Origin of the sequence: Pseudomonas stagnisoli (assembly GCF_048595745.1) — a bacterium.
GTDB classification, from domain to species: Bacteria; Pseudomonadota; Gammaproteobacteria; order Pseudomonadales; family Pseudomonadaceae; genus Aquipseudomonas; species Aquipseudomonas alcaligenes_A.
In genome coordinates this window covers 485,863-512,647 of sequence record NZ_CP184361.1, presented here as the reverse complement: position 1 = coordinate 512,647, position 26,785 = coordinate 485,863, and the positions used below count along the sequence as shown (strand labels likewise).

Below are 26,785 nucleotides of genomic sequence, written 5' to 3'. Positions count from 1 at the left end.
CCCTGCCCCGTTTACGGGAGAGGGACCGGAGAGAGGGGGCGCCATGAAGATCGGCCTGATCAGTGATACCCACGGCCTGCTGCGCACCGAGGCACTGGAGGCGCTGGCGGGCTGCGATCACCTGCTGCATGCAGGCGATATCGGCAAGCCGGAAATCCTCGACACCCTGAGCCAGACCGCGCCGCTCTCGGCCGTGCGTGGCAACAACGACGAGGGGCTGGCTTGGGCGTCCGCGTTGCCGGAACGGGTCGAACTGTCGCTGGGCGGCCTCGGTATCTACCTGACACACCGGGCTGCGGATGTCCCGGCATACCTGCCCGATTCGGTGCGTGTGGTGGTCACAGGCCACTCGCACAAGCCGCTGATCGAGGAGCGCGGCGGACGCCTGTGGATCAACCCGGGCAGTGCCGGACCGCGACGCTTCAAGCTACCGATCAGTGTCGCTCTGCTGCATCTCGAAAAAGACGCCCTGCATGCCGAGCTGATTGCGCTTCAGCTGACCCCGACGTAACGATCGCTGCGGTGATTGAGCGCCAGCACCAGATTGAGCATCACCGCCCCCAGCACCGACAGTGCCACCTTGTCCGGCGTCACCACGAAGATCGCGCCCAGCACGATGACCGCGTCGATCCCCATCTGCACCGCGCCGGCACGCAGCCCGAAGCGCTCCTGGAGGAACAGCGCGAGGATGTTCACCCCACCCAGGCTGGCCTTGTGGCGGAACAGCATCAGCAAACCCAGCCCCATGGCGGCGCCGCCGAACAGCGCCGCATAGAGCACGTTGAGGTGAGTAAAGGCGACCCAGCCCGGGGTCAGTTCGGCCAACAGCGACACCAGCAGCACCGCACAGCCGGTGCGCAAGGTGAAACCCCAGCCCAGACGCCAGATGCCGAGCAGGTAGAACGGCAGGTTCACCAGGCAGAACACCAGGCCGAACGGCCAGCCGGCCAGGTACTTGGCCAGGAAGGCGATGCCCACGGTGCCGCCGGTAAGCAGCCCGGCATGGCTGTAGAACGCGATACCCAGCGCCACCAGCGCCGTGCCAAACAGCAACGCCAGGGCGTCCTCCCACAGCGGGTGGCGGACAAAGAGCTGCGGTACGCCGTCCGGCACCTCCGTCGTCTGTTGCGCGTCACTCATGCAGCATGTACCGGCGACTCGACGGGCAGGTGGCAGAGGAAGGCACGCGAGGCCGCGCCATAGGCGAACCAGGTTTCCAACGTGATGCCGGTGGCCTCGCTGAACTCGCGCAGAGCACGGCGCTGGCCCTTCGTGTTGTCGGCCTGGAACAGGTCGTAGTCATCGCACAGTAGCACCGTGCCCTGGGCCAGACGTGGACGAATCAGGTTCAGCGCGTCACGCGTTGATGCATACAGGTCGCAATCCAGATGGACGACCGCGGCCGGCCGAGTACCGACGGCGGCAGCATTGTCGGCGAACAACCCCTTGATCAGGCGCAGATCGGGTGCTTCGAGCCCTACGGCACGACAACGCGCAGCGGCCAGTTCGATGGGCGCGAAATAGGTACCGGCAGCGAGGCTGTCCTGCCCTTCACGGTTATCGGGCATGCCAGCGAAGGTATCGAAGCCGTGGAAGACCGGACGGTTGGCCAGATACTCAGCAACCCCGCCCGACTGCTCGAAGGGCAGGTCGGCCCGCCCCGAAAGACGACGAGAGTGACGATAGGCCAGCCACGAACTGGCCAGGCTGGCACCGCGATACACGCCAAATTCGTAATAGTCCCCACCCAACTGGGTGGCGGAGGTATACAGCCAGGCGCGCGCCAGAGCACCGTGCACGTCGTTGCGCTGCAGGTGCCAGCGCACCCGTAACTTCCAGTAGGCAAGCCGGATCTTGTCCAGAGTCGTCAACACAGGTGATCTCCCGTCAGGCGATGGCGTTCAGCGGCGGCGCCAGGTTTCGAAACGATAGGCAGGGGTACTCTCGCTGGCCTCGTGCTCCTCGCACTCGCAGCGACACCAGTCATCCTCGGTGAAAGCGGGAAACCAGGCGTCGCCTTCGGGCTGCAGTGCGACGCGGGTCAGGTACAGACGCTCGGCCAGGGCCAGGCCCTGCTCGTAGAGCTGGGCGCCGCCAATCAGCATCACTTCCCCCACGCCCTGCTCGCCGGCCCACTCTCCGGCACGGGCCAGGGCCGTGTCCAGCGAGGCAAACACCTCAGCACCGTCCAGTTGCAAACCGGCCTGGCGGCTGACCACCAGATTGAGCCGGCCCGGCAGGGGTCGCCCGAGCGAATCCCAGGTCTTGCGGCCCATGATGATCGGCTTGCCGAGGGTCATGGCCTTGAAGTGCTTGAGGTCCGCCGGCAGGTGCCAGGGCAGTTGGTTGTCGCGACCGATCACGCGGTTTTCCGCGAGGGCGGCGATCAGGCAGAGAGGTAGAGGCTTGTTCATGGTGGCGAGGATACCGATTGGCAGGTCCTCAGGCCACCTGGCTACTGCCCGGCCGCTTGCCGACTACCCGGTTGCGTCCCTGCTCCTTGGCCAGGTACAGCGCGACATCGGCGAGGCGCAGGGCATCCGCCAGCCCCTGGTGGGGCTGCGGCACCAGCCAGGCCAGGCCGATGCTGAGCGTCACCACCGGTGCCACGGCAGACGCCGCATGGGCCAGGGCCAAGCCCTCCACTTCGGCGCGCAACTGCTCCAGCAGGCGCAGTACAGCCGCCTCATCCAGGCCGTACCAAAGACCGACGAACTCCTCGCCGCCATAGCGCGCGGCCACATCCAGCGGGCGCCGCGCATGAGAGCCCAGCACCTGGGCCACGGCACGCAGCGCTTCGTCACCGGCGCTGTGGCCATAGTGGTCGTTGTAGTGCTTGAAGAAATCCACATCCATCATCGCCACGGCAATCGGCTGCCCCTCGCGCTGGGCATGACGCCAGCCGGCTTCGGCGCGTTCGCCGAAGGCACGGCGGTTGAGTAGACCGGTTAGCGGATCCTTCTCCGCCAGGTCCTGCAGCAAGCCCAAGGCCAGGAAGTTCTGCCGGGTGGCGTACTCGAGGAAGTAGCAACCGACCGAGCCGATGACGTTGGCGGTGGCCAGGAAGAACAGGTTGTACAGCAGCACCTCCGCGTCCAGGCCGCTGATCAGCTCTACCGCCAGGTAGGCGAGGAACGTCAGCCAGCCGCACAGCGATGCCACGGCGAAACGCAGACCGGTGAGGAAATAGAAGAACACCGTGGCCAGGATGATGCCCTCGTAGGGCAACGGAAACGCATGAGCCCTGGCCACCCAGATGATCCCCGCGATCCCCAGCCCGCAGACCAGCGCACACAGGCCGCCAAGCACTTGCAGATAGGGATGCAGTCGCTGGCGGTAGGTCGCCAGCCAGGTCAGCAGCAGCGTCGGCCCGATCAGCCCGAGACGGATGCCCAGCACGCCGGCACGCACCTCCGGTGGCAGGCTGATGGAGTCCAGCACGGCGAAGGCCAGGAACAGCACGATGGCCACCAGCAACGCCCAGCGCATGCGCAGCAGGAATACCCCGGCGTGATAGCGGTTATACGCGGCCTCCAGTTCGTCGTCGAAACGCAGGGTGCGGAAACCCTCGCGCATCTGGCGCAGGTAGGGCGAGTCGCGATTGACCCAATCCAGGGGTGGCAGCTTCATGGCGGCGCTCTTGTCCTTGTTCTCGCCAAAGCCTAGCCGCAGCCGGCCGCACACCACAACTCGGGCACTCCCCCGGGGCGCGGTGCAGCGGTTATGCTTGAATCTCGACCCGCAAACGGAATGCCGCGTGACAGAGAGCTCCCCGCATCCCCGCTCGCGCCTGCAACGGCTCTGGCTGTGCGAAACCATCCGCCTGCGCGAAGAGCACAGCGGCCCGCTGGAGGACGGCGAGGCCAACCGCCTGGCGCGCCAGGCCGGCGGCCAACTGGCTGCGCGCATCGAGGCGCGTGCCCTGTTCCTCGCCACGCGCGACGGCCAGGCCAGTGCCCTGCAGCACTGGCTGCAGGGCGCGCGTCTGGCGCTGCTGGCGTTGCTCCTGCTGGCCCTGACCGGTGGCGCCAGCCTGGCCTTGGCCGCCCTGGGCGAAGGCGACACCATCAACCTGTTCTGGGCCCTGGGCAGCCTGCTCGGCCTGCACCTGCTGAGCCTGCTCGGCTGGCTGCTGGGTATGCTCGCCGCGGGCGAACACCACAGCGGCCTGGGTCGGCTGTGGCTATGGCTCAGCGAGAAACTGGCCCGTGACGCCGCCGCGGCGCAGCTGGGGCCGGCGCTGGTTCTGCTGCTGCAGCGCCAGCGCCTCAACCGCTGGCTGCTCGGCGCGCTGGTGCATGGCCTGTGGCTGCTGGCGCTGGGCACTGCCCTGGTGATGCTGCTGCTCCTGCTCAGCACCCGCCGCTACGGCTTTGTCTGGGAGACCACGCTGCTCTCGGCCGACACCTTCGTCGCCCTCACCCACCTGCTCGGCTCCGTGCCCGCGCAGCTGGGCTTTCCCGTGCCGGACGTCGATACCATCCGCGCCAGCGGTACGGTCGCGCTGGCCGACGAGGCTGCCCGCCACGCCTGGGCCGGCTGGCTGCTCGGCGTGCTGCTGGTGTTCGGCCTGCTGCCGCGCGCCCTGTGCCTGCTGCTATGCCTAGCCTGCTGGCAGCGCGGCCAGGCACGTCTGGCGCTGAATCTGGGCGACCCGGCCTACCGCCTGCTGGCCGAGCGCCTACAGCCGCCGAGCGAGCACCTCGGGGTGATCGATGTCGCCCCTGCCGCCCTGCCGCAAAGCCATGCCGGCAGCCAACTACAGGCCAGCAGCGGTGCCGTGCTGGTGGCCGTCGAGCTGGATGGCGCGCGGCCCTGGCCGCCGGTACTGCCGGCCTCGGTGGCCAACGCCGGCGTACTGGACAGCCGCGAGCAGCGCCAGCAGCTACTCGATCAGCTCGGTCGCTTCCCGCCGGCCCGCCTGGCCGTGGCTGTCGACCCGCGCCGTTCACCAGACCGTGGCACCCTGGCCCTGCTCGGTGAGCTGTCGCGCACGGCCGGCGCCACGCGCATCTGGCTGCTGCCGCCCGCCCTGGGCGAAGCGCTGGACAGCCAGCGCCTGGGCGACTGGCACGAGGCCCTGCAGCGCCTCGGCCTGGCCTTTGCCGACAGCGCGCCGCTGGCCTGGCTGGAGCGTGGTCATGACTGATTGCACCCTCTCCCCAGCCCTCTCCCCTAAATGGGAGAGGGGGCAGCTCGTGCATTCTGCGACCGCCTGGAACCGCCCCTTGCCCGCGAGCGGGAGAGAGGGTCGCAAATGACCAAGCCGCTGAAACTCGCCGTGGTCGGCCATACCAATGTCGGCAAGACCTCCCTGCTGCGCACCCTGCTGCGCGATGTCGGCTTTGGCGAGGTCTCGCACCGGCCCAGCACCACCCGTCATGTCGAGGGCGCGCGCCTGTCGGTGGATGGCGAGGCGCTGCTGGAGCTGTACGACACCCCCGGCCTGGAAGACGCCATCGCCCTGCTCGAGCATCTGGAGCGCCTGGAACGCCCCGGCGAGCGACTGGACGGCCCGGCGCGCATCGGTCGCTTCCTCGAGGGCGCCGAGGCGCGCCAGCGCTTCGAGCAGGAGGCCAAGGTGCTGCGCCAGCTGCTGGCCAGCGACGCCGGCCTGTACGTGATCGACGCCCGTGAGCCGGTGCTGGCCAAGTACAAGGACGAACTGGCGGTGCTGGCGGGTTGCGGTAAACCACTGCTGCCGGTGCTCAACTTCATCCACGCCGCCAACCAGCGCGAGGGCGAATGGCGCGACGCGCTGGCCCGTCTGGGCCTGCACGCGCGGGTCGCGTTCGACACCGTGGCGCCGCCACTGGACGGCGAGCGCCGCCTATACGAAAGCCTGGCACTGCTCATCGAGTCTGCCCGACCGCCGCTGCAGCGGCTGATTGCCGACCATGAGGCGCAGGCCGAAGCCCGCCGTCAGGCTGGCGCGCGACTGATCGCCGAATTGCTGCTCGATTGCGCTGCCTGCCGCCGTAGCGTGGCCGCCCAGCCGCAGATCGAGCAAGGCGAGATCGCCGCCCTGCACCAGGCCGTGCGTCAGCGCGAACAGCAGTGCGTGGAAGCGCTGCTGCGCCTGTATGCCTTCCGCCGCGACGACGCCCGCGCCGCCGACCTGCCACTCACCAACGGGCGCTGGGGCGACGATCTGTTCAACCCGGAAACCCTGCGCCAGCTGGGGGTGAAGGTCGGCGGCGGCATGGCGGCCGGCGCTGCCACCGGCGTGGGCATCGACCTGCTGGTGGGCGGCGTCACCCTGGGCGCCGCCGCGCTGCTCGGCGCGCTGGCCGGCGGTGGCCTGCAAACCGCGCGCAATTATGGCGGGCGCCTGCTCGGCAAGCTCAAGGGCCAGCGCGAGCTGACCCTCAATGACCACCTGCTGCGTCTGCTCGCCCTGCGCCAACGCCAGCTGCTCGGCGCATTGAACGCGCGCGGCCACGCAGCGACCAGCACTATCCAGCTCGACACCCCCGGCGACGACAGCTGGCGCGAGGGCAAGCTGCCCGACGCGCTGCACCGCGCCCGCGCCCACCCGGACTGGTCCTCGCTCAACCCCGGCGCACGCCTGGAGCAGGTGGAGCGGCGCCAGCAGGTCGACGCGCTGGCCCGTGAACTGCTGCGCTAAGCCAGCAACCGCCGCGCCAGCACCTCGATCCAGCCCAGGTCGACAGGCCGCCCCGGCACCTTGGCGGCCTCGTCCCAGCGGCGCAGGCGCAGGATGTCGGCACACAGTGGGTTCGATTCGAACAAACGGGCCTCGGCTTCGCTCATCGGCCCGCCCTGCCAGTCCAGGGTTTGCCGGCTGGCCAGGCTAAGCCCGGCCAGATAGCCCGGCTCGCGGGCACAGAGGTAGCGTTTGGCATCGACATGCCCGGCCACCAGCTCGCACAGCCGTGCAGGAAAGCCCAGGCCACGCAACCAGTGCGCACCGACCCGTTCGTGGCCCTGTCGGCCCAGCTCGCCCATGCGATTGTCGGCCGTCAGCGGCGCGCAGAAGTGGCCGACATCGTGGCAGAAGGCGGCGAGGATCAGCTCCTCGTCAGCCCCCTCGTCCCGCGCCAGCTCGGCGGCCTGAACCATATGTTCCAGCTGACTGACCGCTTCGCCGATGTAGTCGGCCTGCGCCTGCGCGCGGCACAGGGCCAGCAGTTGGTCGACCGCCGCTACCGGGGTCATGCCGGGCTTGCCTCGGGCCAGGCGGCCTCACCGAGCAACGCGGCGACCGTGCGCTCGCCCAGGCCGAGGCCGACGCTCATGCCCAAACCGGTGTGCATCAGCACGGCGGTCACGCCCTCGGCGGCGCGCAGCACGCTGAACGGGCCAGGGCCACGGGAGCCATACACACCCTGCCAGCGCTCCAGTACCTGCAAACGACTGCCCAGGGTGTGCTCGGCCAGGTCGATCAGCAGCTGGTCGACATCCTCGGCATTGAACGGCGCGGCGTCGCTGCCGTAGTCGTGGGAGTCGCCGATGATCAGCTCGCCATAGGGCGTCGGACTGACCAGCAGGTGGATGCCGTGCTCCTCCAGCGCCGGATAGTCGCGGCGGATCTCGGCCTGGATCGCCGCGGCCTCGGGCAGGTCGGCGAAGGCGCCATAGTGCACACAGCTGAGGCCGGTGAGCACCGCATGCTGCAGGTCCAGCGGCCGCTCCAGACGCGCGCGCAGCATCTGCAGGCGACACACGGAGGGCTTGAGCGCGGCCATGGGTTCGGCCAGCAGGGTCTGGTAGTCGTGCCCGGAGCAGACCAGGATGTGCCGCGCGGTGAAGCGCCCGGCGGTGGTCAGCGCGCTGCCGGGCTCGACATCGCGCACCAGGGTGGAGAAGTGAAACTCGACGCCAAGGCCGCGCAGATGGTCGACGATCTGTGGCAGCGCCTCACGGGAATACAACTGCTGGTCGTCCAGACCATGCAGGGCGGCGCGATGGTGGGCGAAGCGGCCACCGTAAAGGCCGTCCAGGGCGGCGCCGCGCAGCAGTTCGACGCGGTAGCCAAGCTCGCGCGCGCGGCCGGCGCAGAAGGCTTCGAGCATGGCCTCCTCGGCATCGGTGCGAGCGAAGACCAGCGAGCCCTGCTGCTTCAGCGCAAGACCGGCGGCCTTGCCCAGCTCGGCCCACAGGCCATGGGCCTGGCGCGCCAGATCGAGCATCGGCCCCGGCGCCTGGCCGGTGACCAGGGCCTGGCCGAAGTTGCGGATGGAGGCGCCGAGCGGCGTGGCGGTGCGCTCGAACACCTTGACCTTGAGGCCGCGCTTGGCGCCGGCCCAGGCATGGGCGAGGCCGAGCATGCCGGCGCCGACGACCAGCAGGTCGCAGTCGGGTTGGCTCATGGGGAAACTCCTGAAAATTCTGCGGGCTGCTTATCTCCCTCTCCCTCTGGGAGAGGGCTGGGGCGGGCCGCGGAGGCTGAGGGGCTGATAGGCAGCTCGGTGCTGCCCGAAAAACCCTCACCCCCGCCCCCTCTCCCGGCGGGAGAGGGGTGACGCGGACTTACTGGGCGACCGGCTCGGATTTGCCGTCGTAGCGCTTGCGCCACTCGGCGAGGATGCGGTCGCGGTTTTCCGAGGCCCAGGTGAAGTCGTTCTTGATCAGGCGCTGCTCGTAGTCGGCCGGCAGTTCCTGGAAGCGCTCGGCGATGCCCGGCTGGGCCAGCACGGCGAAGTTGGCTTTGTACAGGTCCATGGCCTCGCGGCTGGAGGCGAAGTCGGCGAGCTTCTTGGCGGCGTCCAGCTGGTCGGTGCCCTTGACGATACCGGTGGCCTCGATCTCCCAGCCCAGGCCTTCCTTGGGCAGCACGATATCCAGCGGCGCGCCCTTGCGTTTGAGCTGCACAGCCGGGTACTCAAAGGAGATGCCGATCGGGAATTCGCCCGCGGCAGCCAGCTTGCAGGGCTTGGAGCCGGAATGGGTGTACTGGCCGATGTTGGCGTGCAGCTTGTCCATGTAGGCCCAGCCGCCGGGCTCGCCGAAGGTCTGCAGCCAGGCGCTGACGTCCAGGTAGCCGGTGCCGGAAGACGCCGGGTTGGGCATGACAATCTTGTCCTTGTACACCGGGTTGGTCAGGTCTTCCCACTTGGTCGGCTTGGGCAGGCCCTGCTTCTCGGCCTCGATGGTGTTGAAGCAGATGGTCGCGGCCCACACGTCCATGCCGACCCAGGCCGGCGGGTTGGCGGCGTCGCGGTAGTTGGCGCCGATCTTGTCTAGGTTGGCCGGGGCGTAGGGCACCAGCATGTCCTGCTGTTTGAGAATCGCCAGGCTGGAGCCGGCCAGGCCCCAAACCACGTCGGCCTGCGGGCGATCCTTCTCGGCCAGCAGCTTGGCGGTAACGATGCCGGTGGAATCGCGCACCCACTTGATGCGGATGTCCGGGTGCTGCTTCTCGAACGCTTCCTGGTAGGGCTTGAGCTGCTCGACTTCCAGCGCGGTGTAGACGGTCAGCTCGGTGTTGGCCTGGGCCTGCAGGGTGCAGGCGGCGAGCAGGCCGGCGGCCAGGGCGGTGCGTTTGAACATGGTGGGGCTCCTGATGGTGTTGGCGTTGGTTGTTCGGTTGATGCACGGCTTTCAGCAGGCCTGCGGGCTCTCGCCCCGGGCCAGGCGGGCGTTGATGTGGTCGATCACCGCGGGCAGTTCGGCGATGGTGTCGATCAGGTAGTGCGGGCGGCTGCCGCTGAACAGGTCGTCGATGCGCGTGCGCTCGGCGGCACGGCGCTCGGCCGGCAGCGCCTGGTAGTCGGCCCAGGAAAGGCCCAGGAAATTGCCGGAGAAGCGCAGCGCCACGGTCCACATGCCGGCGGCGCGGCCTTCGAGGATGCCCGGCTCGGTGTCATCGACCTTGACGCAGGCGGCGACGTCATCGAGGCCCAGGGCAATGACGTTGGCCAGGGCCTGGGCCGGGCTCGGCCGGCCCTTGGGCACCTCGTCGGTGGCGACTACGTGATCCGGGCGGTAACCGTTGGCGGCGGCCAGTTCGACCACCTTGCCCATCACCGCCAGCGGGTAGCCGGAGCAGCTGCCGATGCGCAGGTCACGCTCGCGCAGGGCGGCGATGGCTTCCAGCGCGCCGGGAATCAGCGCCGAGTGCTCGCCGACCTTGGCGATCTGCAGCGGCATGAAGCGTTCATAGATCGCCGTCACATCGGCGTCCGTCGGCAGGCGGCCGAAGCGGCGCTGGTAGCGCTCGGCCACGGCCGGCTGATCGCAGAGGGTGCGGATGTGATCCCACTTGCCCATGCCCATCGGGCCGCGCGCCTCCTCCAGGCTCAGCTCGATATCGAACTGGGCGAAGGCCTCGACGAAGATGCGCGTCGGCGCGAAGGAGCCGAAGTCGACCACGGTGCCGGCCCAGTCGAGGATGGCGGCCTGCAGGCGAGTGGGGTGTTGGTAGCGCATGGACAGTCTCCGAACGGTTAGTGACCGGGCGCCGCGCGCCAGGCCTGGGAGCGGCGCAGCAGGCCGCGCGAGGCCCCGGCCAGCAGCAGCGAAACGGCGGCGGACGTGAGCAGGATCAGGGTGGACATGGCGGCGGCGCCGCCGACGTTGCCGGCGTCGTCCATGTTCAGCACGGCGATGGCGGCCAGCAGGCTGTCCGGGCTGTAGAGGAAGATCACCGCCGACACCGTGGTCATCGCCGAGACGAACAGGTAGCGCACGATGTCGAGCAGCGCCGGCAGGCAGATCGGCAAGGTCACGCGGAAAAAGTGGCGCAGCAGCGGCACCTTCAGCGACAGCGCGGCGGCCTCGAACTCGCCGTCGAGCTGGCGCAGGGCAGCACTGGCGGTCATCTGCGCGGTGGTCAGGAAGTGCGCCACGGTGCAGATCACCAGCAGGGTCAGGCTGCCGTACAGGCCGTGCAGCGGGTTGGCCGGCAGGTTGAAGAAGAATACGTAGCCGAGGCCGAGGACCAGACCGGGCACCGCCATGGGAATGAAGCAGAGCAGGCGCAGCAGCTGGGTCAGCGGGCTCTGGCGAGTCTTCTCCAGCAGGTAGCTGCCGAGGAAGATCAGCACGCCGCCGAACAGCGCGCAGCAGGTCGCCAGCAGCAGGCTATTGCGGTAGGCCAGCCAGCCGCCGGGCAGCTCGGAGAAGGCGTAGTGGTGCAGCGACAGCGACAGGTCATACGGCCAGAACTTGACCAGCGACGAGTACACCGCCATGCCGAACACCCCGAGCAGGCAGGCGCAGACCAGCAGCACCAGCAGCAGGAAGGCGCCATCGCGACCACGACTGGGCTGCGGGTGGTAGACCTGGGCGCGACCGCCCATGGCCTCACGCTGGCGGCGGCGCAGCCAGAGGTCGACGGCGAAGCTGAGCAGCGCCGGCAGCAGCAGGAACAGGCCAATCAGCGCGCCGCGGCCGAACTGCTGCTGGCCGACCACCGCCTTGTAGGCTTCCAGGGCCAGCACCTGGTAGTCGCCACCGACCACCACCGGCACGCCGAAATCGGTGACGCACAGGGTGAACACCAGGCAGGCCGCGGCGAACACACCCTGGCGGCTGCCCGGCCAGGTGATGCTGCGAAAAGCGCGCCATCTCGATGCGCCCATGCTCGACGCGGCGTCGAACAACCGCGCATCGGCCAGGGCCAGGGCGCTGAGCAGCACCATCAGCGCGTGCGGGAAGGTGTAGATGGCCTGGCCGAGGACGATGCCCCAGAAGCCGTAGACGTTGTCCGTCAGCAGGTGGCGCAGCACGCCCTGGTTGCCGAACAGGTAGATCAGCGCGATGCCCGGCAGCATCGACGGCGCCAGCAGCGGCAGCAGCGAGATGCCACGCCACAGGCCCTTGCCCGGCACGCAGGTACGTTGCAGGGCGTAGGCGAAGGCATAGGCCAGCGGCAGCACGATCAGTACCACGGCCAGGGCGCTCTTCAGGCTGTTGCCGAGCAGCCAGCGAAAGTTGGCGCTGGCCACCAGTTCGCGTGCCGCGAGCAGCCCACCGCCCTGCCCCGGTTCACCGGCCAGACCGCGCCAGAGCATGGCCAGCAGCGGCAGCAACACGGCGAGCAGCAGCAGCGCCAGCAGCAGCCACTGGCCGCCACGCACGAACAGGCGATCGGCCAGGTCGGCCGGCCAGCGCCGGGCCGCCATGGGCGAGCGTTGCGAGGCGAGCGCTTCCATCAGGCAAATACCTGCAGGCTGCGCGGTGGCAGTGCTACCCAGATTTCGGCGCCGCTCAGGCGCGGCATGGATTCAGGCGCCAGCTCGGCGAGCAGCGCGTGCCCCGGCAACGCGTCCAGCTCGAAACTCAGGCGGCAGCGGTTGCCGAGGAAGGTGATCTCGCGCATCTGCGCCGGAAACAGGTTGTCCTCGTGTACCGGCGGGTTGATTACCACCGCCTCGGGGCGGCAGAACAGGCGGCCGCGTTCGATATGACCGGCAGTCCGGGGCTGCTGGCCGTGCAGGCGCAGGCTGAGGTCGCCAACGCGGGCGTGCTCGCCATCGCGCTCGAACGGCAGCCAGTTGCCCTGGCCGACGAACTCGGCAACGAAGGGCGTGGCGGGCGCGCGGTAGATGTCCCGGGGCGAGGCGTACTGCTCGACGCGGCCGTGGTTCATCACGGCGATGCGGTCGGCCATCAGCATGGCCTCGTCCTGGTTGTGGGTGACCATCAGGGTGGTGATGCCGAGCTGACGCTGCAGGGCGCGCAGTTCGCCGCACAGATGCTCGCGCACGCGGGCATCGAGGGCCGACATCGGCTCGTCGAGCAGCAGCAGCGACGGGCTCGGCGCAAGGGCGCGGGCCAGCGCCACGCGCTGCTGCTGACCGCCGGAGAGCTGCGCCGGGTACTTCTGCGCACTACCGGCCAGGCCGACCAGTTCGAGCATCTCGCTCACCCGTGCGCGGATCGCCTCGCGGCTCTGGCCGGCCAGGCCGTAGGCGACGTTCTGCGCCACCGTGAGGTTGGGGAACAGCGCATAGGACTGGAACAGGATGCCGTAGTCGCGCGCCTGCGGCGGCAGGTCGGAGACGTCGCGCCCGGCGAAGCGGATGGCGCCGCCGTCCTGGCGTTCCAGGCCAGCGATGCAGCGCAGCAGGGTGGTCTTGCCACAGCCGGACGGGCCGAGCAGGCAGACCAGCTCGCCGGCGCCGATATCCAGCGACACGCCGTCCAGCGCCTTGAAGGCGCCGAAGCCCTTGTGGATGTCGCGCAGCTGCAGATCGACGGTGGCCATGAGCGAACCTCGTGATGAATCGGACGAGGTTCATCCTGGGCACGCCGTGCTAAGGCTTTATGGCAGTTGGGCAAAAGCGGCCGATAGTGTCATCGGCGGATTTGTGTAGGGTGGACAACGCCGCTGGCGGCTTGTCCACCGAGAGTGGCGCAATGGTGGGCAACGCTACGCGGTTGCCCACCCTACTCGGTGCTTTCCCGCGCCAGGGCCAGGAAGGCCGCCGGCAGACGTGCACTGCGGCGCTCCTTGAGGCAGTAGAGGTATTCCGGGATCAGCGGCGCGTCGTCCAGCTCGATCACCCGCAACGCGGGATTGTCCGGCACTTCGTGGCGGGCGATCACGCTAACGCCGATGTTGCGCAGCACGGCCTCGCGGATCGATTCGCGGCTGCCGATTTCCAGCACCGCGCCGGGCACGGTGCCCGTCTCCCGCAACATCTGTTCGGTCAGCACACGGGTGGTGGAACCGGCCTCGCGCACCAGCAGGCAGTGGCCGGCCAGGGCCGCCGGTGACAGGCGCTGTTGTGCCGCCAGCGGGTGGCTGCGGTGCACGGCCAGCACCAGCGGGTCCTGGCCCAGCACCAGGCGGGTGAAGCGCGCGTCCTGCTCCAGCTGCGAGGAAGCGGCGAGGTCGACACGGTATTCCTCCAGCGCCTCGATCACCTGCTGCGAGTTGCCGATCTCCAGCGTCACCTGCACCTGCGGCAGGCGCTCGCGGAAGCGTTTGACCAGGTCGAGTACGTAGTAGGGCGCGGTGGCGGCGATGCGTAGGCTGCCCTGCAGCTGGCCGCAGTTGCGCAGGAAGAACTCGATATCGGCTTCCTGCTGCAGCAACTGCTGCACCATCGGCAGCAGGCGCACGCCCTCGTCACTGAGGGTCAGGCGGCGGCCGCCGCGGTAGAACAGCTCGACACCGTACTGCGCTTCCAGGTTACGGATCTGCGTGGTGACGGTAGGCTGGCTGAGGCCCAGCTTCTTCGCCGCCTGGGTGATGCTGCCCAGGCGGGCAACCATGTGGAAGGCCTTGAGTTCGGCCGCCAGCATGGCTTACACCGCGACCGGCGCGGGAATGTGCGGGTGGGCCTGGTAGTTCTGCAACTCGAAGTCCTCGAAGCGGAAGGCGAACAGGTCCTTCACTTCGGGATTGAGCTTCATGGTCGGCAGCGGCAGCGGCTCGCGGGTCAGCTGCAGGTCGGTCTGCTCGATGTGGTTGGCGTACAGGTGACAGTCGCCGCCGGTCCAGATGAAGTCGCCGAGCTGCAGGTCACAGACCTGGGCGATCATCATGGTCAGCAGGGCGTAGCTGGCGATATTGAACGGCACGCCGAGGAAAATGTCGGCCGAGCGCTGGTACAGCTGGCAGCTCAGGCGGCCCTCGGCGACATAGAACTGGAACAGGGCGTGGCACGGCGGCAGGGCCATCTGGTCGACCAGCGCCGGGTTCCAGGCCGAGACGATCAGGCGGCGAGAGTCCGGGTTCTTCCTGATCATCTCGATCAGCTTGCTGATCTGGTCGATCGACTCGCCGTTCGGCGCCGGCCAGCTGCGCCACTGGTAGCCGTACACCGGCCCGAGGTCACCGTTCTCGTCGGCCCACTCGTCCCAGATGCGCACGCCGTTGTCCTTCAGGTACTTGATGTTGGTGTCGCCCTGGAGGAACCACAGAAGCTCGTGGATGATGGATTTCAGGTGGCACTTCTTGGTGGTCACCAGCGGAAAACCATCGGCCAGATTGAAGCGCATCTGGTGGCCGAACACCGAGTAGGTGCCGGTGCCGGTGCGGTCGCTCTTGAAGGTGCCGGTCTCGCGCACCAGGCGCATCAGGTCGAGGTACTGTTTCATCTCAGCTCCGCTGAAGGGTCGCGGGCGCCTGGGCGCCCGGGCAAAACACGCATTTTAACCAAGTCGAGGCGGATTCAGGCCGCCGCCTGGCGGCGATGGGCCCAGACCATCAGGCCGATGCCGCCGAGGATCATCGGCAGGCACAGCACCTGGCCCATGGTCAGCCAGTTCCACGCCAGATAGCCGAGCTGGGCATCCGGCACGCGGACGAACTCGACGATGAAGCGGAACACCCCGTAGCAGGCGGCAAACAGGCCGGACACCGCCATGGTCGGGCGCGGCTTGCGCGAATACAGCCAGAGGATGAGGAACAGGGCCACGCCTTCGAGGGCGAACTGGTACAGCTGCGACGGGTGACGCGGGTCCGGCCCGCCATTGGGGAAGACCATTGCCCAGGGCACGTCGGTGACCTTGCCCCACAGCTCGGCGTTGATGAAGTTGCCGATACGCCCGGCACCCAGGCCGATCGGCACCAGGGGCGCGATGAAGTCCATCAGCTGGAAGAAGCTCTTGTCGTTGCGCCGGCCGAACAGCCAGGTGGCCAGCATCACGCCGATCAGGCCGCCGTGGAACGACATACCGCCTTCCCAGACGCGCAGGATCTTCAGCGGGTCGGCCAGGTAGGCGGACAGGTCGTAGAACAGCGCATAGCCCAGGCGGCCGCCGAGGATCACGCCCATGGCCACCCAGAACACCAGGTCGGAGAGTTTCTCCTTGCTCCAGGTCGGGTCGAAGTCTTTCAGCCGGCGGCTGGCCAGCAGCCAGGCGCCGCCGATGCCGACCAGGTACATCAGGCCGTACCAGTGGATTTTCAGCGGGCCCAGGGCGATGGCCACCGGGTCGATCTGCGGATAAGGCAGCATTCAAAACTCCTTAGATCAGGAAATTCACGCCCACACAGAGCAACAGCAGGGCAAACAGGCGCTTGAGCAGGCGTGGCGACAGCTTGTGCGCCAGGCGCGCGCCGAAGCGGGCGAAGAACATACTGGTGAAGGCGATACCGGCCATGGCCGGCAGGTAGACGAAACCGACGCTCCATTCCGGCAGCTGCGGCTCGCCCCAACCGATCAGCATGAAACTCAGGGCGCTGGCAGCGGCGATCGGCAGGCCACAGGCAGAGGACGTCGCCACCGCCTGCTGCATGGGCACGCTGCGCCAGGTCAGGAACGGCACGGTCAGCGAGCCACCGCCGATGCCGAAGATCGCCGAGGCCCAACCGATCACCCCACCGGCAGCCGTCAGCCCCAGCTTGCCTGGGACCGCGCGACCGGCCTTGGGTTTCAATTCCAGGCCCATCTGGATGGCGATGACGATGGCGAATACGCCAATGATCTTCTGCAGCAGCGGCCCCTGAATGGCCGCGGCAGTGAGCGAGCCGAGGCCGGCGCCCAGCAGGATGCCGAGGGTCATCCAGGTGAAGATCGGCCACAGCACCGCGCCCTTGCGCTGGTGCTCGAGCACCGAATTGATCGAGGTGAAGACGATGGTGGCCAGCGAAGTGCCCACGGCCAGGTGGGTCAGCACGGCCGGGTCGATGCCCTGGGCCGTGAAGCTCAGCACCAGTACCGGCACGATGATGATGCCGCCGCCGACGCCGAACAGCCCGGCCAGCACGCCGGCCGCTGCGCCGAGCAGCAGATAGAGCAGGAATTCCATGCACACCCCCGGAAACGAAGCGGCATGGTAACGGATGGCGTGCGACGCCTCCACTTGCCCCGGCGGATGCAGTAGGCTCGGCGCATACCCGAACCGGACCCCGACATGTGCCTGATCGTCTTTGCCTGGCGCCCCGAGCACCCACAACCGCTGGTGCTGGCGGCCAACCGCGACGAGTTCTATGACCGTGCCAGCCTGCCCCTGGCCGAGTGGCCGGATGTGCCCGGCCTGTATGCCGGGCGCGACCTGCTGGCCGGCGGTACCTGGCTGGGCGTGACGGCCGGCGGCCGCTTCGCCGCGCTGACCAACATCCGCGACCCGCGCCAACCCAAGGGTGAACGCTCGCGCGGTGAGCTGCCGGTGCAGTTCCTGCGCGGCGATGCTGACGCCGCGGACTTCCTCGCCGAGCTACTGCCATGCCTTGATCAGTACAGCGGCTTCAACCTGCTGCTGGGCGATCGCCACGGGCTGTTCTTTCTCAACTCCGAACGGGGCGAGGTTGAGCGTCTGCAGCCCGGCCTCTACGGTCTGTCCAATGCCGACCTGGACACGCCTTGGCCCAAGCTGCTGCGCGCCAGCTCCAGCCTCGCTGCGGCACTCGACGCCGCCGAGCCCCTGCAGCTGCTGGAGCTGCTGGCGGACCGCCAGCAACCTCCCCGTACGCTGCTGCCGGATACCGGCGTGGGCCTGGACTGGGAAATGTTGCTGGCCACCATCTTCATCGTCGGCCCCGGCTATGGCACCCGCGCCAGCACCGCCCTGGTGCTGCAACGCGACGGCGGCCTGGAGCTGCTGGAGCGCAGCTTCGACCGCAATGGCATCCCCGTAGGCGACGTCCGGCTGACGTTGCCCTGAGCCTCAGCGCGGCGGCTGGCCGACCGTGAAGCGTGCACTGAGAATCCCCAGGCGCCGCGCCAGCTCGCGCAGCCGCAGGCTGTCGCCATCAAGCACGCCGGCGTCCTCGGCATTCTGCTCGGCCACCTGCTGTACCTCGCTCAGGTGTTGGCTAACTTCGGAACTGGCCTTGGCCTGCTCGTTGGTCGCCGCCGCGATCAGCGTGCTCATCTGGCTGATGGCCTCGATCTCCGCGACGATGGCCAGCAGCAGCTCGCCGGCCTGCCGGCTGTCCTCGACGCACCGCACCACGCCTGCCTGACTCTCCTGCATGGCACTGGCGGCCTGGCGGCTGCTGTGCTGCAGGCGAGCAATGATGTCCTGAATTTCCGCGGTCGAGACGGCCGTCTTCTGCGCCAGGTTGCGCACCTCGTCGGCCACCACGGCAAAGCCGCGTCCCTGCTCGCCGGCACGCGCGGCCTCGATGGCGGCATTCAGCGCCAGCAGGTTGGTCTGCTCGGCGATGGCGCGGATCACCTCCAGCACCCGGCCGATCTGTTGCGACTGCTCGGCCAGAGCCTGCACCTCGGCACCGGTGCCGTCGATGCGCGCCGCCAGACGGCCGATCTCCTCGGCACTCTGCTTCACCGCTGCGCGGCCCTCGGCCGCCTTGCTGGTGGCTGCCTCGGTGGCCAGTGCCGCCTGTTGGGCATGCCCGGCAACCTCGTCGATGGCCACGCTCATTTCATGCATGGCGCTGGACATCTGCGAGATTTCGCCCAGCTGGCGCCCGGAACCCTCGCGCAACTGGCGGGTGGCACGCGCCAGGCTATCGCCAGTCGCCGCCAGCCCCTGGGTATCCTCGACCACCTCGCCCACCATCGCCTCCAGCTGGGCGAGGAAGTGATTGAAGCGCTGGATCACCGGTCCGACCTGACTGCCGCGCAGCCGCAGATCGATGCGCTCCTCCTCGGCCGTCAGCCCCTCGACGACCTGCAGCAGGGCCTCGCCTTCACGCGCCTCGGCATAGGCCTGGCGTGCCAGGTAGATGAGGATCGCGCTCTCCAGCACCACATAGAAGGCATGCAGCAGAATCACGCCCCAACTGCCCTGGGGCACCACGTACACACCCACACCCTGCTGTTGCAGAGCGAAGAAGGCCAGGTGATGTACGGCAATCAGGCCGGCGGCCAGCACGATCGGCAACCAGTCGCGGTAATAGACGAGGAAGGCCAGCAGCACGAAGATGCCAAAGTGCATCTCCAGCACACCCCCGCTCTGGTTGATGTGCAGGGCAGACATGACCATGAAGGCCAGCCCCACGCAGCAGCGCATCAGGCGACTGCCGGGTACCAGCGCGTAGAGCGCAGTCAGTGCCGCTGCGGTACCGCCGCCGACCAGCAGCGCCTGCCCCCAGGTACCGTGCCAGGCGGCCAGCCCGAGGGAATAGAGAAACATCAGCCACAGCACGGCCAGCATGATGCGGTCGGCACGGCGATAGTGGGCGTCGAGACTGAAAGCGGACGAATTCATGCACTCACCGGGGGTAGAGGCTCATCCTGAGCAAAAAACTGTACAAAGCGAAAATACTGTACAGGAATTATAGCCCGATATCTTCTCCACACCCTGCCAGGGTCACTCGGGTTGCCAGTCGCAGAAGCAACCCACCGCCAGGTTGCTGTCGGCCTGCACCGAGCGCCCCGCCACCAGCGCCTCGAGGATCGGCTCGATGAAGCTGTTGCTGGAGGTGCACAGGGCACCCTCGCTGTAGGGGCCGAAGTAGGCGAGTCGACCCTGCTGGTCCCAGATCGCCACCGCCGGGCTGGCTGCCAGGCTCTCGCTGCCGGGCAGCGCCGGCAGGGGCTGCAGCTGCTGCAGGTTGTCCGGCAGGCGGCCCTCGCTACCGGCCTTCTGTACCGCATAGAACTGCACGCCACGCGGCGCGAACTGCTCGACCAGCTCGCCGAGGTGCTGCTGGTTGCCGACATTGCACGGGCAGGCCGGGTCCCAGAAGTGCACCAGGCGGATCGCCCCGGGCCCGGCCAGCTCCGCCGGCAAGCGCAGCTGGCTGCCGATGAACAGCTCGGTGCGCTCGTCGAACGGGCGGATATAGCGGGCCTGGAACCACCAGAAGGCGGCCAGCATGGCGGCCAGCCAGAGCAGTGCGAGGAGGCTGGCGATGATGATGCGGCGACGGGAATGCATGAGCGAAGACACGAAGAAAAGGGGCCTAGCTTGCCACGCCGCGCCCGACAGCTGAATATCGGCTGTCACCCACCCCAGCGAAGATGCCATGACCGCCATGCCCCAGTCCCTGCCAGAGCTCTTCCAGCCCGAGCGCCTGCGTGCCGGCCTGCGACCCTTGGCCGCGGCCCTGGCGGAGTCGGCGGACGAGGTCCTGGCCTACCAGCGCTACTACGGCCTGGACCTGCCGCAGCACGGTCGCGTGCATAGCCGCCTCGGCCTCTTCCAGAGCGACGGGCTGGACCTGGTGGCCCAGCTGTGGCTGCCGCCGGAGCCGAGGGCGACGCTGATCCTGCTGCACGGCTACTACGACCACATGGGCCTGTACCGCCACGTGATCGACTGGGCCCTGGGCGAAAACCTCGCCGTGCTGGCCTGCGACCTGCCGGGCCACGGCCTGTCCGCCGGGCCACGCGCCAGCATCGACGACTTCTCCGCCTACCAGCGCGCCCTGCTGGGCCTGTTCGCCGAGGCCGCCAGCCTCGACCTGCCGCAACCCTGGCACCTGTGTGGGCAAAGCACCGGCGGCGCCATCCTGCTGGATTTCCTCCTGCTCGGCGATAAACGCCCGGAGCCTGGCGCCACCATTCTCCTGGCGCCGCTGGTCCGGCCGCGCGCCTGGGGTCTGTCCAAGCTCAGCTATCACCTGATCGGCCCATTCCGCCGCGAGATTCCCCGACGCTTCTCGGAGAACTCCACCGATGCCGCGTTCCTCGAGTTCCTGCGCCACCGCGACCCGCTGCAGCCACGCCACCTGCCGACCGCCTGGGTCGGCGCCCTGGCCCGCTGGATACCGCGTCTGGAGCGCGCGCCGCGCAGCCCCCTGAACCCACTGGTGGTCCAGGGCGAGGACGACATGACGGTGGACTGGCGGCATAACCTGCAGGTGCTGCAGGACAAGTTCGACCAGCCGCAGATCCTGCGCCTGCCTGGCGCGCGTCACCACCTGGTCAACGAACACGAGGACATCCGCCGGCGTTACTTCGCCTTCCTCAGCGAGCGGTTGCGCTGATCACCGGGTAGTCCGAATGCCATCCGGGGGCGGCGCTGCCCGTGCCCCGGTTCTTATCCGGGCTAACGGCCCCGCCCACGCCGCTAGATGCCCTGCTGGGCCGGCTGCAGGTCGCCGCCGCTCTGGCCCGCCCCCAGCCCGGCGCGCAACGCGGCCAGGGCAGCCTGGTAGTAGGCCTTGCCACCGGCGGACTGGGCGAAGCTGACGAACTCGTCCAGCTCCGGGTCGGAAAGGTCGCGGTAGACATACAGCAGGGTGTTGTCGATATCGCCCTCGATCTGCTGCATCAGGCGCTCGCGCTGGCTCTGCACCAGCATCTGCGCCTGCTCGCCACCGAACAGGCCGGGCACCATCGAACTCAGGCTGTCGGCCGCCACCGAGGCCAGCGCCAGGCTGACCTCGGCGCCGGCGGCGGTGGCCGGCAGGGCCTGGGCCAGGTGGCGAATCAACAGGCGCCGGGTGGCGTCGGCCTCGACCCGGGGCAGTCCATTGGCATGCGCGGTCAGTTGGTCGCGCGCGGTGGCGCGGGTTTCGGCGGCGATGATGCGGCGCCCCAGCGGCGACTCGAAGAACTGCAGCGCCGGCTGCGGGTCGGCCAGGCTCATGCGCAGGGCCGCCAGGGCGCGCTGCTCCATGGCCGCCGGCGCGAAGCGCTGGTCGCTGTTGTTCACCAGCGCCTGGTAAACCGCTGGCGGCAGGCTGGCCTGGTAACGCTGCTGGGCCGCCTTGAGGGCCTCGCCGAAATGCGCGCGCTGCTCCGGCCAGCCGGCGCTCTGATAGAGCCGGGCATGATCGTCGGCAAGGACGGTGGCGCTGCACAGCAGCAGGAACAGAGCAAAGACGACGCGCATGGGGCACTCCTGTAGGGCGCGGCTATTGTAGGGGCGTGCGAGCGACGCTGGTAGAATCCCGCCATGCACGAGAAACTTCTCCAGCGGCACCTGCCGCAGATCATCGACGACCTGGCCGCACGCGGCTGGTCACGGCTGGACAACGTCCTGCCTGCCACTCTGACCCTCGAACTGGCCGAAGAGTGCCGCAAGCGTGCGCGCGCCGGTGCCCTCACCCCGGCCGGGGTCGGCCGCGGCCAGGGCCTGGCGGTGCGCGAGGGCATCCGCGGCGACAGCATCCAGTGGCTGGAACAGGGTCAGAGCGCGCCGAGCGACGGCTATCTGCTGGCCATGGACGAATTGCGCAGCGCCCTCAACCGGGCCTTCTATCTAGGCCTGGAAGATTTCGAGTGCCACTTTGCCTGCTACCCGCCAGGCGCCTTCTACCAGAAGCACCTCGACCGCTTCCGCGACGATGACCGCCGCACTGTCAGTGCCGTGTACTACCTCAACGAGGCCTGGCAGGCCGAGCAGGGTGGCGCGTTGCGCCTGTACCTGGCGGACGATACCGAGCTGGACGTGCTGCCCAGCGCCGGTACCCTGGTGCTGTTCATCTCCGCCGAGCTGCCCCACGAAGTGCTGCCGGCCACCCGCGAACGTCTGTCGCTGACCGGCTGGTTCAGGCGGCGCTGAAGCATGCTCCCCGCTCACCCCGGGAGAGGGCAGCACTGTCACATGCGCTTTCGGTGGGTGAAACCCGCTTGCACCTGACCTGCGCGAACCTTGGAGGAATGATGGAAAAGCTGCTGGTCAGCCGTTGCCTGCTCGGCCACAAGGTTCGCTACGACGGCGGCGCCCACGGGCCCTATGATCTGCTGCAACGCTGGCAGGACGAGGGCCGCATCGTGCCACTGTGTCCCGAAGTGGCGGGCGGCCTGCCGACGCCACGCCCGCCGGCGGAAATTCCCGGCGGCCAGGGCGGCGCGGTGCTCGACGGCCGCCTGCCGGTGCTGACCGACGACGGCGCCGATGTCACGGCGGCCTTCGTCGCCGGTGCCGAAATCGCCCTGCGCCTGGCCCAGCAGCACGGTTTGCGGGTCGCCGTACTCAAGGCGCGCAGCCCGTCCTGCGGCAACACGCACAATTACGACGGCCACTTCAACGGCACCCTGGTGGCCGGCGAGGGCGTCACGGCAGCCCTGCTCAAGCGCCACGGCGTCATGGTGTTCAACGAGACCCAGCTGGCCGAGGCGGCTGCCGAACTGGCCCGCCTGGAACAAGGCGACGACTGACCCGGCGCCAGGCGCCGCAGCGCCTAAGGTCAGAGCAGGACCCTCTACGCACAGGAGCCTGCCATGCGTCCATTGCTACTGCCCCTGGGGCTGACCGCCCTGCTCTGCTTGCTACCCGCCCTGGCCCAGGCCGACAACTCGGTGCCTCAGCTACCCGCGCCGGAAGGCGCCCAGGTGTACTTCATCACGCCGCAGGATGGCGCCAGCGTCGGCCAGACCTTCACCGTCAGGTTCGGCCTGAAAGGCATGGGCGTGGCGCCGGCCGGGGTTGATGTGCCTGCAACCGGACATCATCACCTGTTGGTGGATGTCGCCACCCTGCCACTGCTGGATGCACCGCTGCCGGCGACCGAAAAGATTCTGCATTTCGGCAAGGGCCAGACGGAAACTGAGTTGACCCTGCCGCCGGGCACCCACACGCTGCAGCTGCTGATCGGCGACAAACACCATGTGCCGATGGACCCGCCGGTGATCTCCGAGAAAATCAGCATCACGGTGCAATAGCAGCCACGACCGTGGCTCGGACATTCCCTCTCCCCGGCGGGGAGAAGGCTAGGGAGAGGGGCCGCAGAAACAGCCCTCTCCCCTGCCCCTCTCCCGTCAACGGGAGAGGGGAGCCATCCACGCCGCTGCCGACTTGCCAGGGGCCCTGGAGGTCAACGTACCTGCGGTGCGGTCAGCTTTTCCAGCAGCGCCGCCTGGGCGTTGCGCGGGTTGGCGTTGCCGAACGGCGTGATGCGCTGGTAGCGACCATCCGGCTGCAGCAGCCAGGCCTGGGTGTTGTCGGTGAGGTAGCTTTCCAGCTCCTTCTTGACCCGGGTGATGAGCTTCTTGCCCTCCACCGGGAAGCAGGTCTCCACGCGCTTGTCGAGGTTGCGCTCCATCCAGTCGGCACTGGAGAGGAACAGCTGCTCGTCGCCGCCATTGCCGAAGTAGTAGATGCGGCTGTGCTCGAGGAAGCGACCGACGATGGAGCGCACCTGGATGTTGTGCGACACCCCCGGAACACCCGGACGCAGGCAGCACATGCCGCGCACCACCAGGTCGATGCGCACGCCCATCTGGCTGGCCTTGTACAGCGCGCGGATGATCTTCGGATCGGTCAGCGAGTTGACCTTGGCCATGATATGCGCCGGCTTGCCTTCGCTGGCGAACTGCGCCTCGCGGGCGATCATGTCGAGCAGGGTCTTCTTCAGGGTGAAGGGTGCGTGCAGCAGCTTCTTCATGCGCAGGGTCTTGCCCATGCCGATCAGCTGGTTGAACAGCTTGGACACGTCCTCGCCGAGCGCCTCGTCGGCGGTCAGCAGGCTGTAGTCGGTGTACAGGCGGGCGTTGCCAGCGTGGTAGTTGCCGGTGCCGAGGTGCGCGTAGCGGCGCAGCTCGCCGTTCTCGCGGCGCAGGATCAGCATCATCTTGGCGTGGGTCTTGAAGCCGACCACGCCGTAGATCACCACCGCGCCGGCGGCCTGCAGGCGGCTGGCCAGCTGCAGGTTGGACTCCTCGTCGAAGCGCGCGCGCAGCTCGATCACCGCAGTGACTTCCTTGCCGTTACGCGCCGCATCCACCAGCGCATCGACGATCTCCGAGTTGGCGCCGGAGCGATACAGGGTCTGCTTGATCGCCAGCACGCTGGGGTCCTTGGCGGCCTGGCGCAGCAGGTCGATCACCGGGGTGAACGACTCGAAGGGGTGCAGCAGCAGGATGTCCTGCTTGCCGACCACGTTGAAGATGTTCTCGGCGTTCTGCAGCAGCTTGGGAATCACCGGGGTGAAGGGCGCGTGCTGCAGCTCCGGGTGGCTCTCCAGCCCGGTGATGCTGAACAGGCGGGTCAGGTTGACCGGGCCGTTGACCCGGTACAGCTCGTTCTCGGAGAGGTTGAACTGCTTGAGCAGAAAGTCCGCCAGGTGCTTGGGACAGGTGTCCGCCACTTCCAGGCGCACCGCGTCGCCGTAGCGGCGGCTGAACAGCTCGCCACGCAGAGCGCGCGCCAGGTCTTCCACATCCTCGGCATCCACCGACAGGTCGGCGTTGCGGGTCAGGCGGAACTGGTAGCAGCCCTTCACGCTCATGCCGTGGAACAGGTCGTCGGCGTGGGCGTGGATCATCGAGGAGAGGAACACGTAGTTGTCGCCGGGGCCGCCGACTTCTTCCGGCACGCGGATGATGCGCGGCAGCAGGCGCGGCGCCGGGATGATGGCCAGGCCGGAGTCGCGGCCGAAAGCGTCCACGCCTTCCAGCTCGACGATGAAGTTGAGGCTCTTGTTCACCAGCAGCGGGAAGGGGTGCGTCGGGTCGAGGCCGATCGGGGTGATGATCGGTGCGATCTCGTCGCGGAAGTAGCGCCGCACCCAGGTCTTCAGCTTGGTGGTCCAGTAGCGACGGCGGATGAAGTTGATCTGGTGCTTGGCCAGCTCCGGCAGCAGCACGTCGTTGAGCAGCGCGTACTGGCGCTCGACCTGCTCGTGGGCGATCTCGGAGATGCGCGCCAGCACCTGGCTCGGCAGCAGGCCGTCGGCGCCGGCCTGCTCGCGGGCGAAGTTGATCTGCTTCTTCAGGCCGGCAACGCGGATCTCGAAGAACTCGTCGAGGTTGCTGGAAAAGATCAGCAGGAACTTCAGCCGCTCCAGCAGTGGGTAGGACTCGTCCAACGCCTGTTCCAGCACGCGGATGTTGAACTTCAGCTGTGACAGCTCGCGGTGGATGTACAGGCTGCTGTCATCCAGGCCGGGAATCGGCGCGGGCGCGGGGGCCGGCTCCGGCTCGACGACGGGCGCCACCTCGGCGACGACCTCCACCGGCACGGGCGGCTCGGCCTCGAGCTGGGCGTCGACGATCTGCTTGTTGCTGAGTCCCTCGGTATTCATGTCCTGCTTCCCTGGGGCGCCTCAGCGCCCCGCTTTCAAGAGTTCTGCCGCACGCACGGCGAAGTAGGTGAGGATGCCATCGGCGCCGGCGCGTTTGAAGGCCGTCAGCGATTCGAGAATCACCGCCTCGCCCAACCAGCCGTTCTGGATGGCGGCCATGTGCATGGCGTACTCGCCGCTGACCTGGTAGGCGAAGGTCGGTACCTTGAAGGCGTCCTTCACCCGCCAGACGATGTCCAGGTAGGGCATGCCCGGCTTGACCATGACCATGTCGGCGCCTTCGGCGAGGTCGGCGCCCACTTCGTGCAGAGCCTCGTCGCCGTTGGCCGGGTCCATCTGGTAGCTGGCCTTGTTGGCCTTGCCCAGGTTGGCGGCCGAGCCGACCGCGTCGCGGAACGGGCCGTAGTAGGCGCTGGCGTACTTGGCCGAGTAGGCCATGATGCGCACGTTGGGGTACTCGGCCACTTCCAGCGCCTCGCGGATCGCCTGGATGCGCCCGTCCATCATGTCCGACGGCGCCACCACCTGGGCACCGGCCTCGGCATGCGACAGGGCCTGCCTGACCAGCGCATCGACGGTTACGTCGTTCATCACGTAACCCTCGTCATCGAGGATGCCGTCCTGGCCGTGGGTGGTGAAGGGGTCCAGGGCCACGTCGCTGATCACCCCCAGCTCGGGGAATTTCGCCCGCAGCGCGCGGATGGCGCGCTGGGCAATGCCGTCCGGATTCCAGGCCTCGGCGCCGTCGAGGGATTTCTTCTCCAGCGGCGTCACCGGGAACAGCGCCAGCGCCGGAATGCCCAGCGCCACCCAGTGCTCGGCCTCCTTGAGCAGCAGGTCGATGGACAGGCGCTCGACGCCCGGCATCGAGGGAATCGACTCGCGGCGGCCTTCGCCATCGAGAACGAACACCGGCAGGATCAGATCATCGACACTCAGGCGATGCTCGCGCACCAGGCGGCGGGAGAAATCGTCACGACGGTTGCGGCGCAGGCGGGTAGCGGGGAACAGGCGATTGGCGGGGGTAAAGCTCACGAC

At 68.2% G+C, this 26,785-nt stretch carries 27 protein-coding genes; 8 read left to right on the top strand and 19 right to left on the bottom strand.

Annotation, left to right across the window (positions count from 1 at the left end):
- Positions 1–43: 43 nt before the first annotated feature.
- A complete protein-coding gene (locus ACOAPY_RS02395; RefSeq protein ID WP_465154903.1) occupies positions 44–511 on the top strand; it encodes a metallophosphoesterase family protein in 468 nt (155 codons plus the stop codon).
- Here the strand turns inward: ACOAPY_RS02395 and ACOAPY_RS02390 are convergent.
- The 4 genes from ACOAPY_RS02390 to ACOAPY_RS02375 are packed head-to-tail and all read right to left on the bottom strand — an operon-like array spanning position 493 to position 3,630.
- The gene (locus ACOAPY_RS02390; protein WP_465154902.1) at positions 493–1,140 is read right to left on the bottom strand and encodes a YitT family protein; all 648 of its coding nucleotides are present in this window, start codon (positions 1,138–1,140) and stop codon (positions 493–495) included. The two genes, ACOAPY_RS02395 and ACOAPY_RS02390, sit on opposite strands and share 19 nt — an antisense overlap.
- Complete coding sequence (locus ACOAPY_RS02385; protein ID WP_465154901.1) at positions 1,137–1,874, bottom strand: TylF/MycF/NovP-related O-methyltransferase; 738 nt, start codon at positions 1,872–1,874, stop codon at positions 1,137–1,139. The genes ACOAPY_RS02390 and ACOAPY_RS02385 overlap by 4 nt, the downstream gene beginning before the upstream one ends.
- Before the next feature lie 27 nt (positions 1,875–1,901).
- Positions 1,902–2,414, bottom strand: a complete 513-nt coding sequence (locus ACOAPY_RS02380; protein WP_465154900.1) for a dihydrofolate reductase — start codon at positions 2,412–2,414, stop codon at positions 1,902–1,904.
- 28 nt (positions 2,415–2,442) lie between these two features.
- Positions 2,443–3,630, bottom strand: coding sequence for a GGDEF domain-containing protein (locus ACOAPY_RS02375; protein ID WP_465154899.1), 1,188 nt, complete (start codon positions 3,628–3,630; stop codon positions 2,443–2,445).
- A gap of 127 nt (positions 3,631–3,757) precedes the next feature.
- Here ACOAPY_RS02375 and ACOAPY_RS02370 point away from each other — a divergent pair, with 127 nt between their 5' ends.
- Positions 3,758–5,149 (top strand): DUF2868 domain-containing protein, encoded by a 1,392-nt coding sequence (locus ACOAPY_RS02370; protein WP_465154898.1) that lies wholly within the window; start codon positions 3,758–3,760, stop codon positions 5,147–5,149.
- Positions 5,150–5,257: 108 nt separating this feature from the next.
- Positions 5,258–6,628, top strand: a complete 1,371-nt coding sequence (locus ACOAPY_RS02365; protein WP_465154897.1) for a DUF3482 domain-containing protein — start codon at positions 5,258–5,260, stop codon at positions 6,626–6,628.
- Here ACOAPY_RS02365 and ACOAPY_RS02360 read toward each other — a convergent pair.
- The 10 genes from ACOAPY_RS02360 to ACOAPY_RS02315 all read right to left on the bottom strand — a co-directional run bounded on the left by ACOAPY_RS02360 (position 6,625) and on the right by ACOAPY_RS02315 (position 16,671).
- Positions 6,625–7,179, bottom strand: coding sequence for an HD domain-containing protein (locus ACOAPY_RS02360; RefSeq protein WP_465154896.1), 555 nt, complete (start codon positions 7,177–7,179; stop codon positions 6,625–6,627). The two genes, ACOAPY_RS02365 and ACOAPY_RS02360, sit on opposite strands and share 4 nt — an antisense overlap.
- Positions 7,176–8,333, bottom strand: a complete 1,158-nt coding sequence (locus ACOAPY_RS02355; protein WP_465154895.1) for a TIGR03364 family FAD-dependent oxidoreductase — start codon at positions 8,331–8,333, stop codon at positions 7,176–7,178. The genes ACOAPY_RS02360 and ACOAPY_RS02355 overlap by 4 nt, the downstream gene beginning before the upstream one ends.
- Positions 8,334–8,493: 160 nt before the next feature.
- A complete protein-coding gene (locus ACOAPY_RS02350) occupies positions 8,494–9,513 on the bottom strand; it encodes a putative 2-aminoethylphosphonate ABC transporter substrate-binding protein (protein ID WP_076582326.1) in 1,020 nt (339 codons plus the stop codon).
- A gap of 51 nt (positions 9,514–9,564) precedes the next feature.
- On the bottom strand, positions 9,565–10,392 hold the full coding sequence (gene phnX / locus ACOAPY_RS02345; protein WP_465154894.1) for a phosphonoacetaldehyde hydrolase: 828 nt from the start codon (positions 10,390–10,392) through the stop codon (positions 9,565–9,567).
- 17 nt (positions 10,393–10,409) lie between these two features.
- Positions 10,410–12,119, bottom strand: coding sequence for a putative 2-aminoethylphosphonate ABC transporter permease subunit (locus tag ACOAPY_RS02340; RefSeq protein ID WP_465154893.1), 1,710 nt, complete (start codon positions 12,117–12,119; stop codon positions 10,410–10,412).
- Positions 12,119–13,174: a putative 2-aminoethylphosphonate ABC transporter ATP-binding protein gene (locus tag ACOAPY_RS02335; RefSeq protein ID WP_465154892.1), complete on the bottom strand. Its 1,056-nt coding sequence runs from the start codon at positions 13,172–13,174 to the stop codon at positions 12,119–12,121. Before ACOAPY_RS02335 ends, ACOAPY_RS02340 begins: the two co-directional genes overlap by 1 nt.
- Before the next feature lie 182 nt (positions 13,175–13,356).
- The gene (locus ACOAPY_RS02330; RefSeq protein WP_465154891.1) at positions 13,357–14,217 is read right to left on the bottom strand and encodes a LysR family transcriptional regulator; all 861 of its coding nucleotides are present in this window, start codon (positions 14,215–14,217) and stop codon (positions 13,357–13,359) included.
- A gap of 3 nt (positions 14,218–14,220) precedes the next feature.
- Positions 14,221–15,015 carry a thymidylate synthase gene (locus tag ACOAPY_RS02325; protein ID WP_076423872.1) on the bottom strand — a complete coding sequence of 265 codons (795 nt, stop codon included), beginning with the start codon at positions 15,013–15,015 and terminating at the stop codon, positions 14,221–14,223.
- 74 nt (positions 15,016–15,089) lie between these two features.
- Positions 15,090–15,878: a prolipoprotein diacylglyceryl transferase gene (gene lgt, locus ACOAPY_RS02320; RefSeq protein WP_465154890.1), complete on the bottom strand. Its 789-nt coding sequence runs from the start codon at positions 15,876–15,878 to the stop codon at positions 15,090–15,092.
- A gap of 10 nt (positions 15,879–15,888) precedes the next feature.
- Entirely contained in the window at positions 15,889–16,671 is a 783-nt protein-coding gene (locus ACOAPY_RS02315; RefSeq protein ID WP_465154889.1) for a sulfite exporter TauE/SafE family protein, read from the bottom strand.
- 105 nt (positions 16,672–16,776) lie between these two features.
- Here ACOAPY_RS02315 and ACOAPY_RS02310 point away from each other — a divergent pair, with 105 nt between their 5' ends.
- Complete coding sequence (locus ACOAPY_RS02310; protein WP_465154888.1) at positions 16,777–17,526, top strand: NRDE family protein; 750 nt, start codon at positions 16,777–16,779, stop codon at positions 17,524–17,526.
- Positions 17,527–17,529: 3 nt separating this feature from the next.
- Here the strand turns inward: ACOAPY_RS02310 and ACOAPY_RS02305 are convergent, their stop codons facing one another.
- On the bottom strand, positions 17,530–19,038 hold the full coding sequence (locus ACOAPY_RS02305; protein ID WP_465154887.1) for a methyl-accepting chemotaxis protein: 1,509 nt from the start codon (positions 19,036–19,038) through the stop codon (positions 17,530–17,532).
- A gap of 102 nt (positions 19,039–19,140) precedes the next feature.
- On the bottom strand, positions 19,141–19,710 hold the full coding sequence (locus tag ACOAPY_RS02300) for a DUF6436 domain-containing protein (protein WP_076582302.1): 570 nt from the start codon (positions 19,708–19,710) through the stop codon (positions 19,141–19,143).
- Between the two features lie 109 nt (positions 19,711–19,819).
- Here ACOAPY_RS02300 and bipL point away from each other — a divergent pair, with 109 nt between their 5' ends.
- The gene (gene bipL / locus ACOAPY_RS02295) at positions 19,820–20,761 is read left to right on the top strand and encodes a phospholipase BipL (RefSeq protein WP_465156684.1); all 942 of its coding nucleotides are present in this window, start codon (positions 19,820–19,822) and stop codon (positions 20,759–20,761) included.
- Between the two features lie 83 nt (positions 20,762–20,844).
- Here bipL and ACOAPY_RS02290 read toward each other — a convergent pair whose 3' ends face one another.
- The gene (locus tag ACOAPY_RS02290; protein WP_465154886.1) at positions 20,845–21,612 is read right to left on the bottom strand and encodes a hypothetical protein; all 768 of its coding nucleotides are present in this window, start codon (positions 21,610–21,612) and stop codon (positions 20,845–20,847) included.
- 63 nt (positions 21,613–21,675) lie between these two features.
- Here ACOAPY_RS02290 and ACOAPY_RS02285 point away from each other — a divergent pair, with 63 nt between their 5' ends.
- From ACOAPY_RS02285 to ACOAPY_RS02275, 3 genes are all read left to right on the top strand, one after another.
- Positions 21,676–22,284, top strand: a complete 609-nt coding sequence (locus tag ACOAPY_RS02285) for a 2OG-Fe(II) oxygenase (protein ID WP_465154885.1) — start codon at positions 21,676–21,678, stop codon at positions 22,282–22,284.
- 101 nt (positions 22,285–22,385) lie between these two features.
- On the top strand, positions 22,386–22,883 hold the full coding sequence (locus ACOAPY_RS02280; protein ID WP_272794987.1) for a 2-thiouracil desulfurase family protein: 498 nt from the start codon (positions 22,386–22,388) through the stop codon (positions 22,881–22,883).
- A 63-nt stretch (positions 22,884–22,946) separates the two neighbouring features.
- A complete protein-coding gene (locus tag ACOAPY_RS02275; RefSeq protein WP_465154884.1) occupies positions 22,947–23,387 on the top strand; it encodes a DUF4399 domain-containing protein in 441 nt (146 codons plus the stop codon).
- Between the two features lie 152 nt (positions 23,388–23,539).
- On the opposite strand, the gene ppk1 is transcribed toward ACOAPY_RS02275, so the two are convergent.
- Positions 23,540–25,747: a polyphosphate kinase 1 gene (ppk1, locus tag ACOAPY_RS02270; RefSeq protein ID WP_465154883.1), complete on the bottom strand. Its 2,208-nt coding sequence runs from the start codon at positions 25,745–25,747 to the stop codon at positions 23,540–23,542.
- Between the two features lie 21 nt (positions 25,748–25,768).
- Positions 25,769–26,782, bottom strand: a complete 1,014-nt coding sequence (gene hemB, locus ACOAPY_RS02265; protein ID WP_465154882.1) for a porphobilinogen synthase — start codon at positions 26,780–26,782, stop codon at positions 25,769–25,771.
- Positions 26,783–26,785: the final 3 nt, after the last annotated feature.

Coding starts and splice junctions, on each gene's coding strand:
- ACOAPY_RS02365 (WP_465154897.1), top strand. CDS start 5,258: ATGACCAAGCCGCTGAAACTCGCCGTGGTCGGCCATACCAATGTCGGC.
- ACOAPY_RS02275 (WP_465154884.1), top strand. CDS start 22,947: ATGCGTCCATTGCTACTGCCCCTGGGGCTGACCGCCCTGCTCTGCTTG.
- ACOAPY_RS02330 (WP_465154891.1), bottom strand. CDS start 14,217: ATGCTGGCGGCCGAACTCAAGGCCTTCCACATGGTTGCCCGCCTGGGC.
- ACOAPY_RS02280 (WP_272794987.1), top strand. CDS start 22,386: ATGGAAAAGCTGCTGGTCAGCCGTTGCCTGCTCGGCCACAAGGTTCGC.
- ACOAPY_RS02285 (WP_465154885.1), top strand. CDS start 21,676: ATGCACGAGAAACTTCTCCAGCGGCACCTGCCGCAGATCATCGACGAC.
- ACOAPY_RS02325 (WP_076423872.1), bottom strand. CDS start 15,015: ATGAAACAGTACCTCGACCTGATGCGCCTGGTGCGCGAGACCGGCACC.
- ppk1 (WP_465154883.1), bottom strand. CDS start 25,747: ATGAATACCGAGGGACTCAGCAACAAGCAGATCGTCGACGCCCAGCTC.
- ACOAPY_RS02290 (WP_465154886.1), bottom strand. CDS start 21,612: ATGCGCGTCGTCTTTGCTCTGTTCCTGCTGCTGTGCAGCGCCACCGTC.
- ACOAPY_RS02350 (WP_076582326.1), bottom strand. CDS start 9,513: ATGTTCAAACGCACCGCCCTGGCCGCCGGCCTGCTCGCCGCCTGCACC.
- ACOAPY_RS02395 (WP_465154903.1), top strand. CDS start 44: ATGAAGATCGGCCTGATCAGTGATACCCACGGCCTGCTGCGCACCGAG.
- ACOAPY_RS02375 (WP_465154899.1), bottom strand. CDS start 3,630: ATGAAGCTGCCACCCCTGGATTGGGTCAATCGCGACTCGCCCTACCTG.
- ACOAPY_RS02310 (WP_465154888.1), top strand. CDS start 16,777: ATGTGCCTGATCGTCTTTGCCTGGCGCCCCGAGCACCCACAACCGCTG.
- ACOAPY_RS02380 (WP_465154900.1), bottom strand. CDS start 2,414: ATGAACAAGCCTCTACCTCTCTGCCTGATCGCCGCCCTCGCGGAAAAC.
- ACOAPY_RS02335 (WP_465154892.1), bottom strand. CDS start 13,174: ATGGCCACCGTCGATCTGCAGCTGCGCGACATCCACAAGGGCTTCGGC.
- lgt (WP_465154890.1), bottom strand. CDS start 15,878: ATGCTGCCTTATCCGCAGATCGACCCGGTGGCCATCGCCCTGGGCCCG.
- ACOAPY_RS02360 (WP_465154896.1), bottom strand. CDS start 7,179: ATGACCCCGGTAGCGGCGGTCGACCAACTGCTGGCCCTGTGCCGCGCG.
- ACOAPY_RS02305 (WP_465154887.1), bottom strand. CDS start 19,038: ATGAATTCGTCCGCTTTCAGTCTCGACGCCCACTATCGCCGTGCCGAC.
- phnX (WP_465154894.1), bottom strand. CDS start 10,392: ATGCGCTACCAACACCCCACTCGCCTGCAGGCCGCCATCCTCGACTGG.
- ACOAPY_RS02300 (WP_076582302.1), bottom strand. CDS start 19,710: ATGCATTCCCGTCGCCGCATCATCATCGCCAGCCTCCTCGCACTGCTC.
- ACOAPY_RS02390 (WP_465154902.1), bottom strand. CDS start 1,140: ATGAGTGACGCGCAACAGACGACGGAGGTGCCGGACGGCGTACCGCAG.
- ACOAPY_RS02340 (WP_465154893.1), bottom strand. CDS start 12,119: ATGGAAGCGCTCGCCTCGCAACGCTCGCCCATGGCGGCCCGGCGCTGG.
- ACOAPY_RS02355 (WP_465154895.1), bottom strand. CDS start 8,333: ATGAGCCAACCCGACTGCGACCTGCTGGTCGTCGGCGCCGGCATGCTC.
- ACOAPY_RS02315 (WP_465154889.1), bottom strand. CDS start 16,671: ATGGAATTCCTGCTCTATCTGCTGCTCGGCGCAGCGGCCGGCGTGCTG.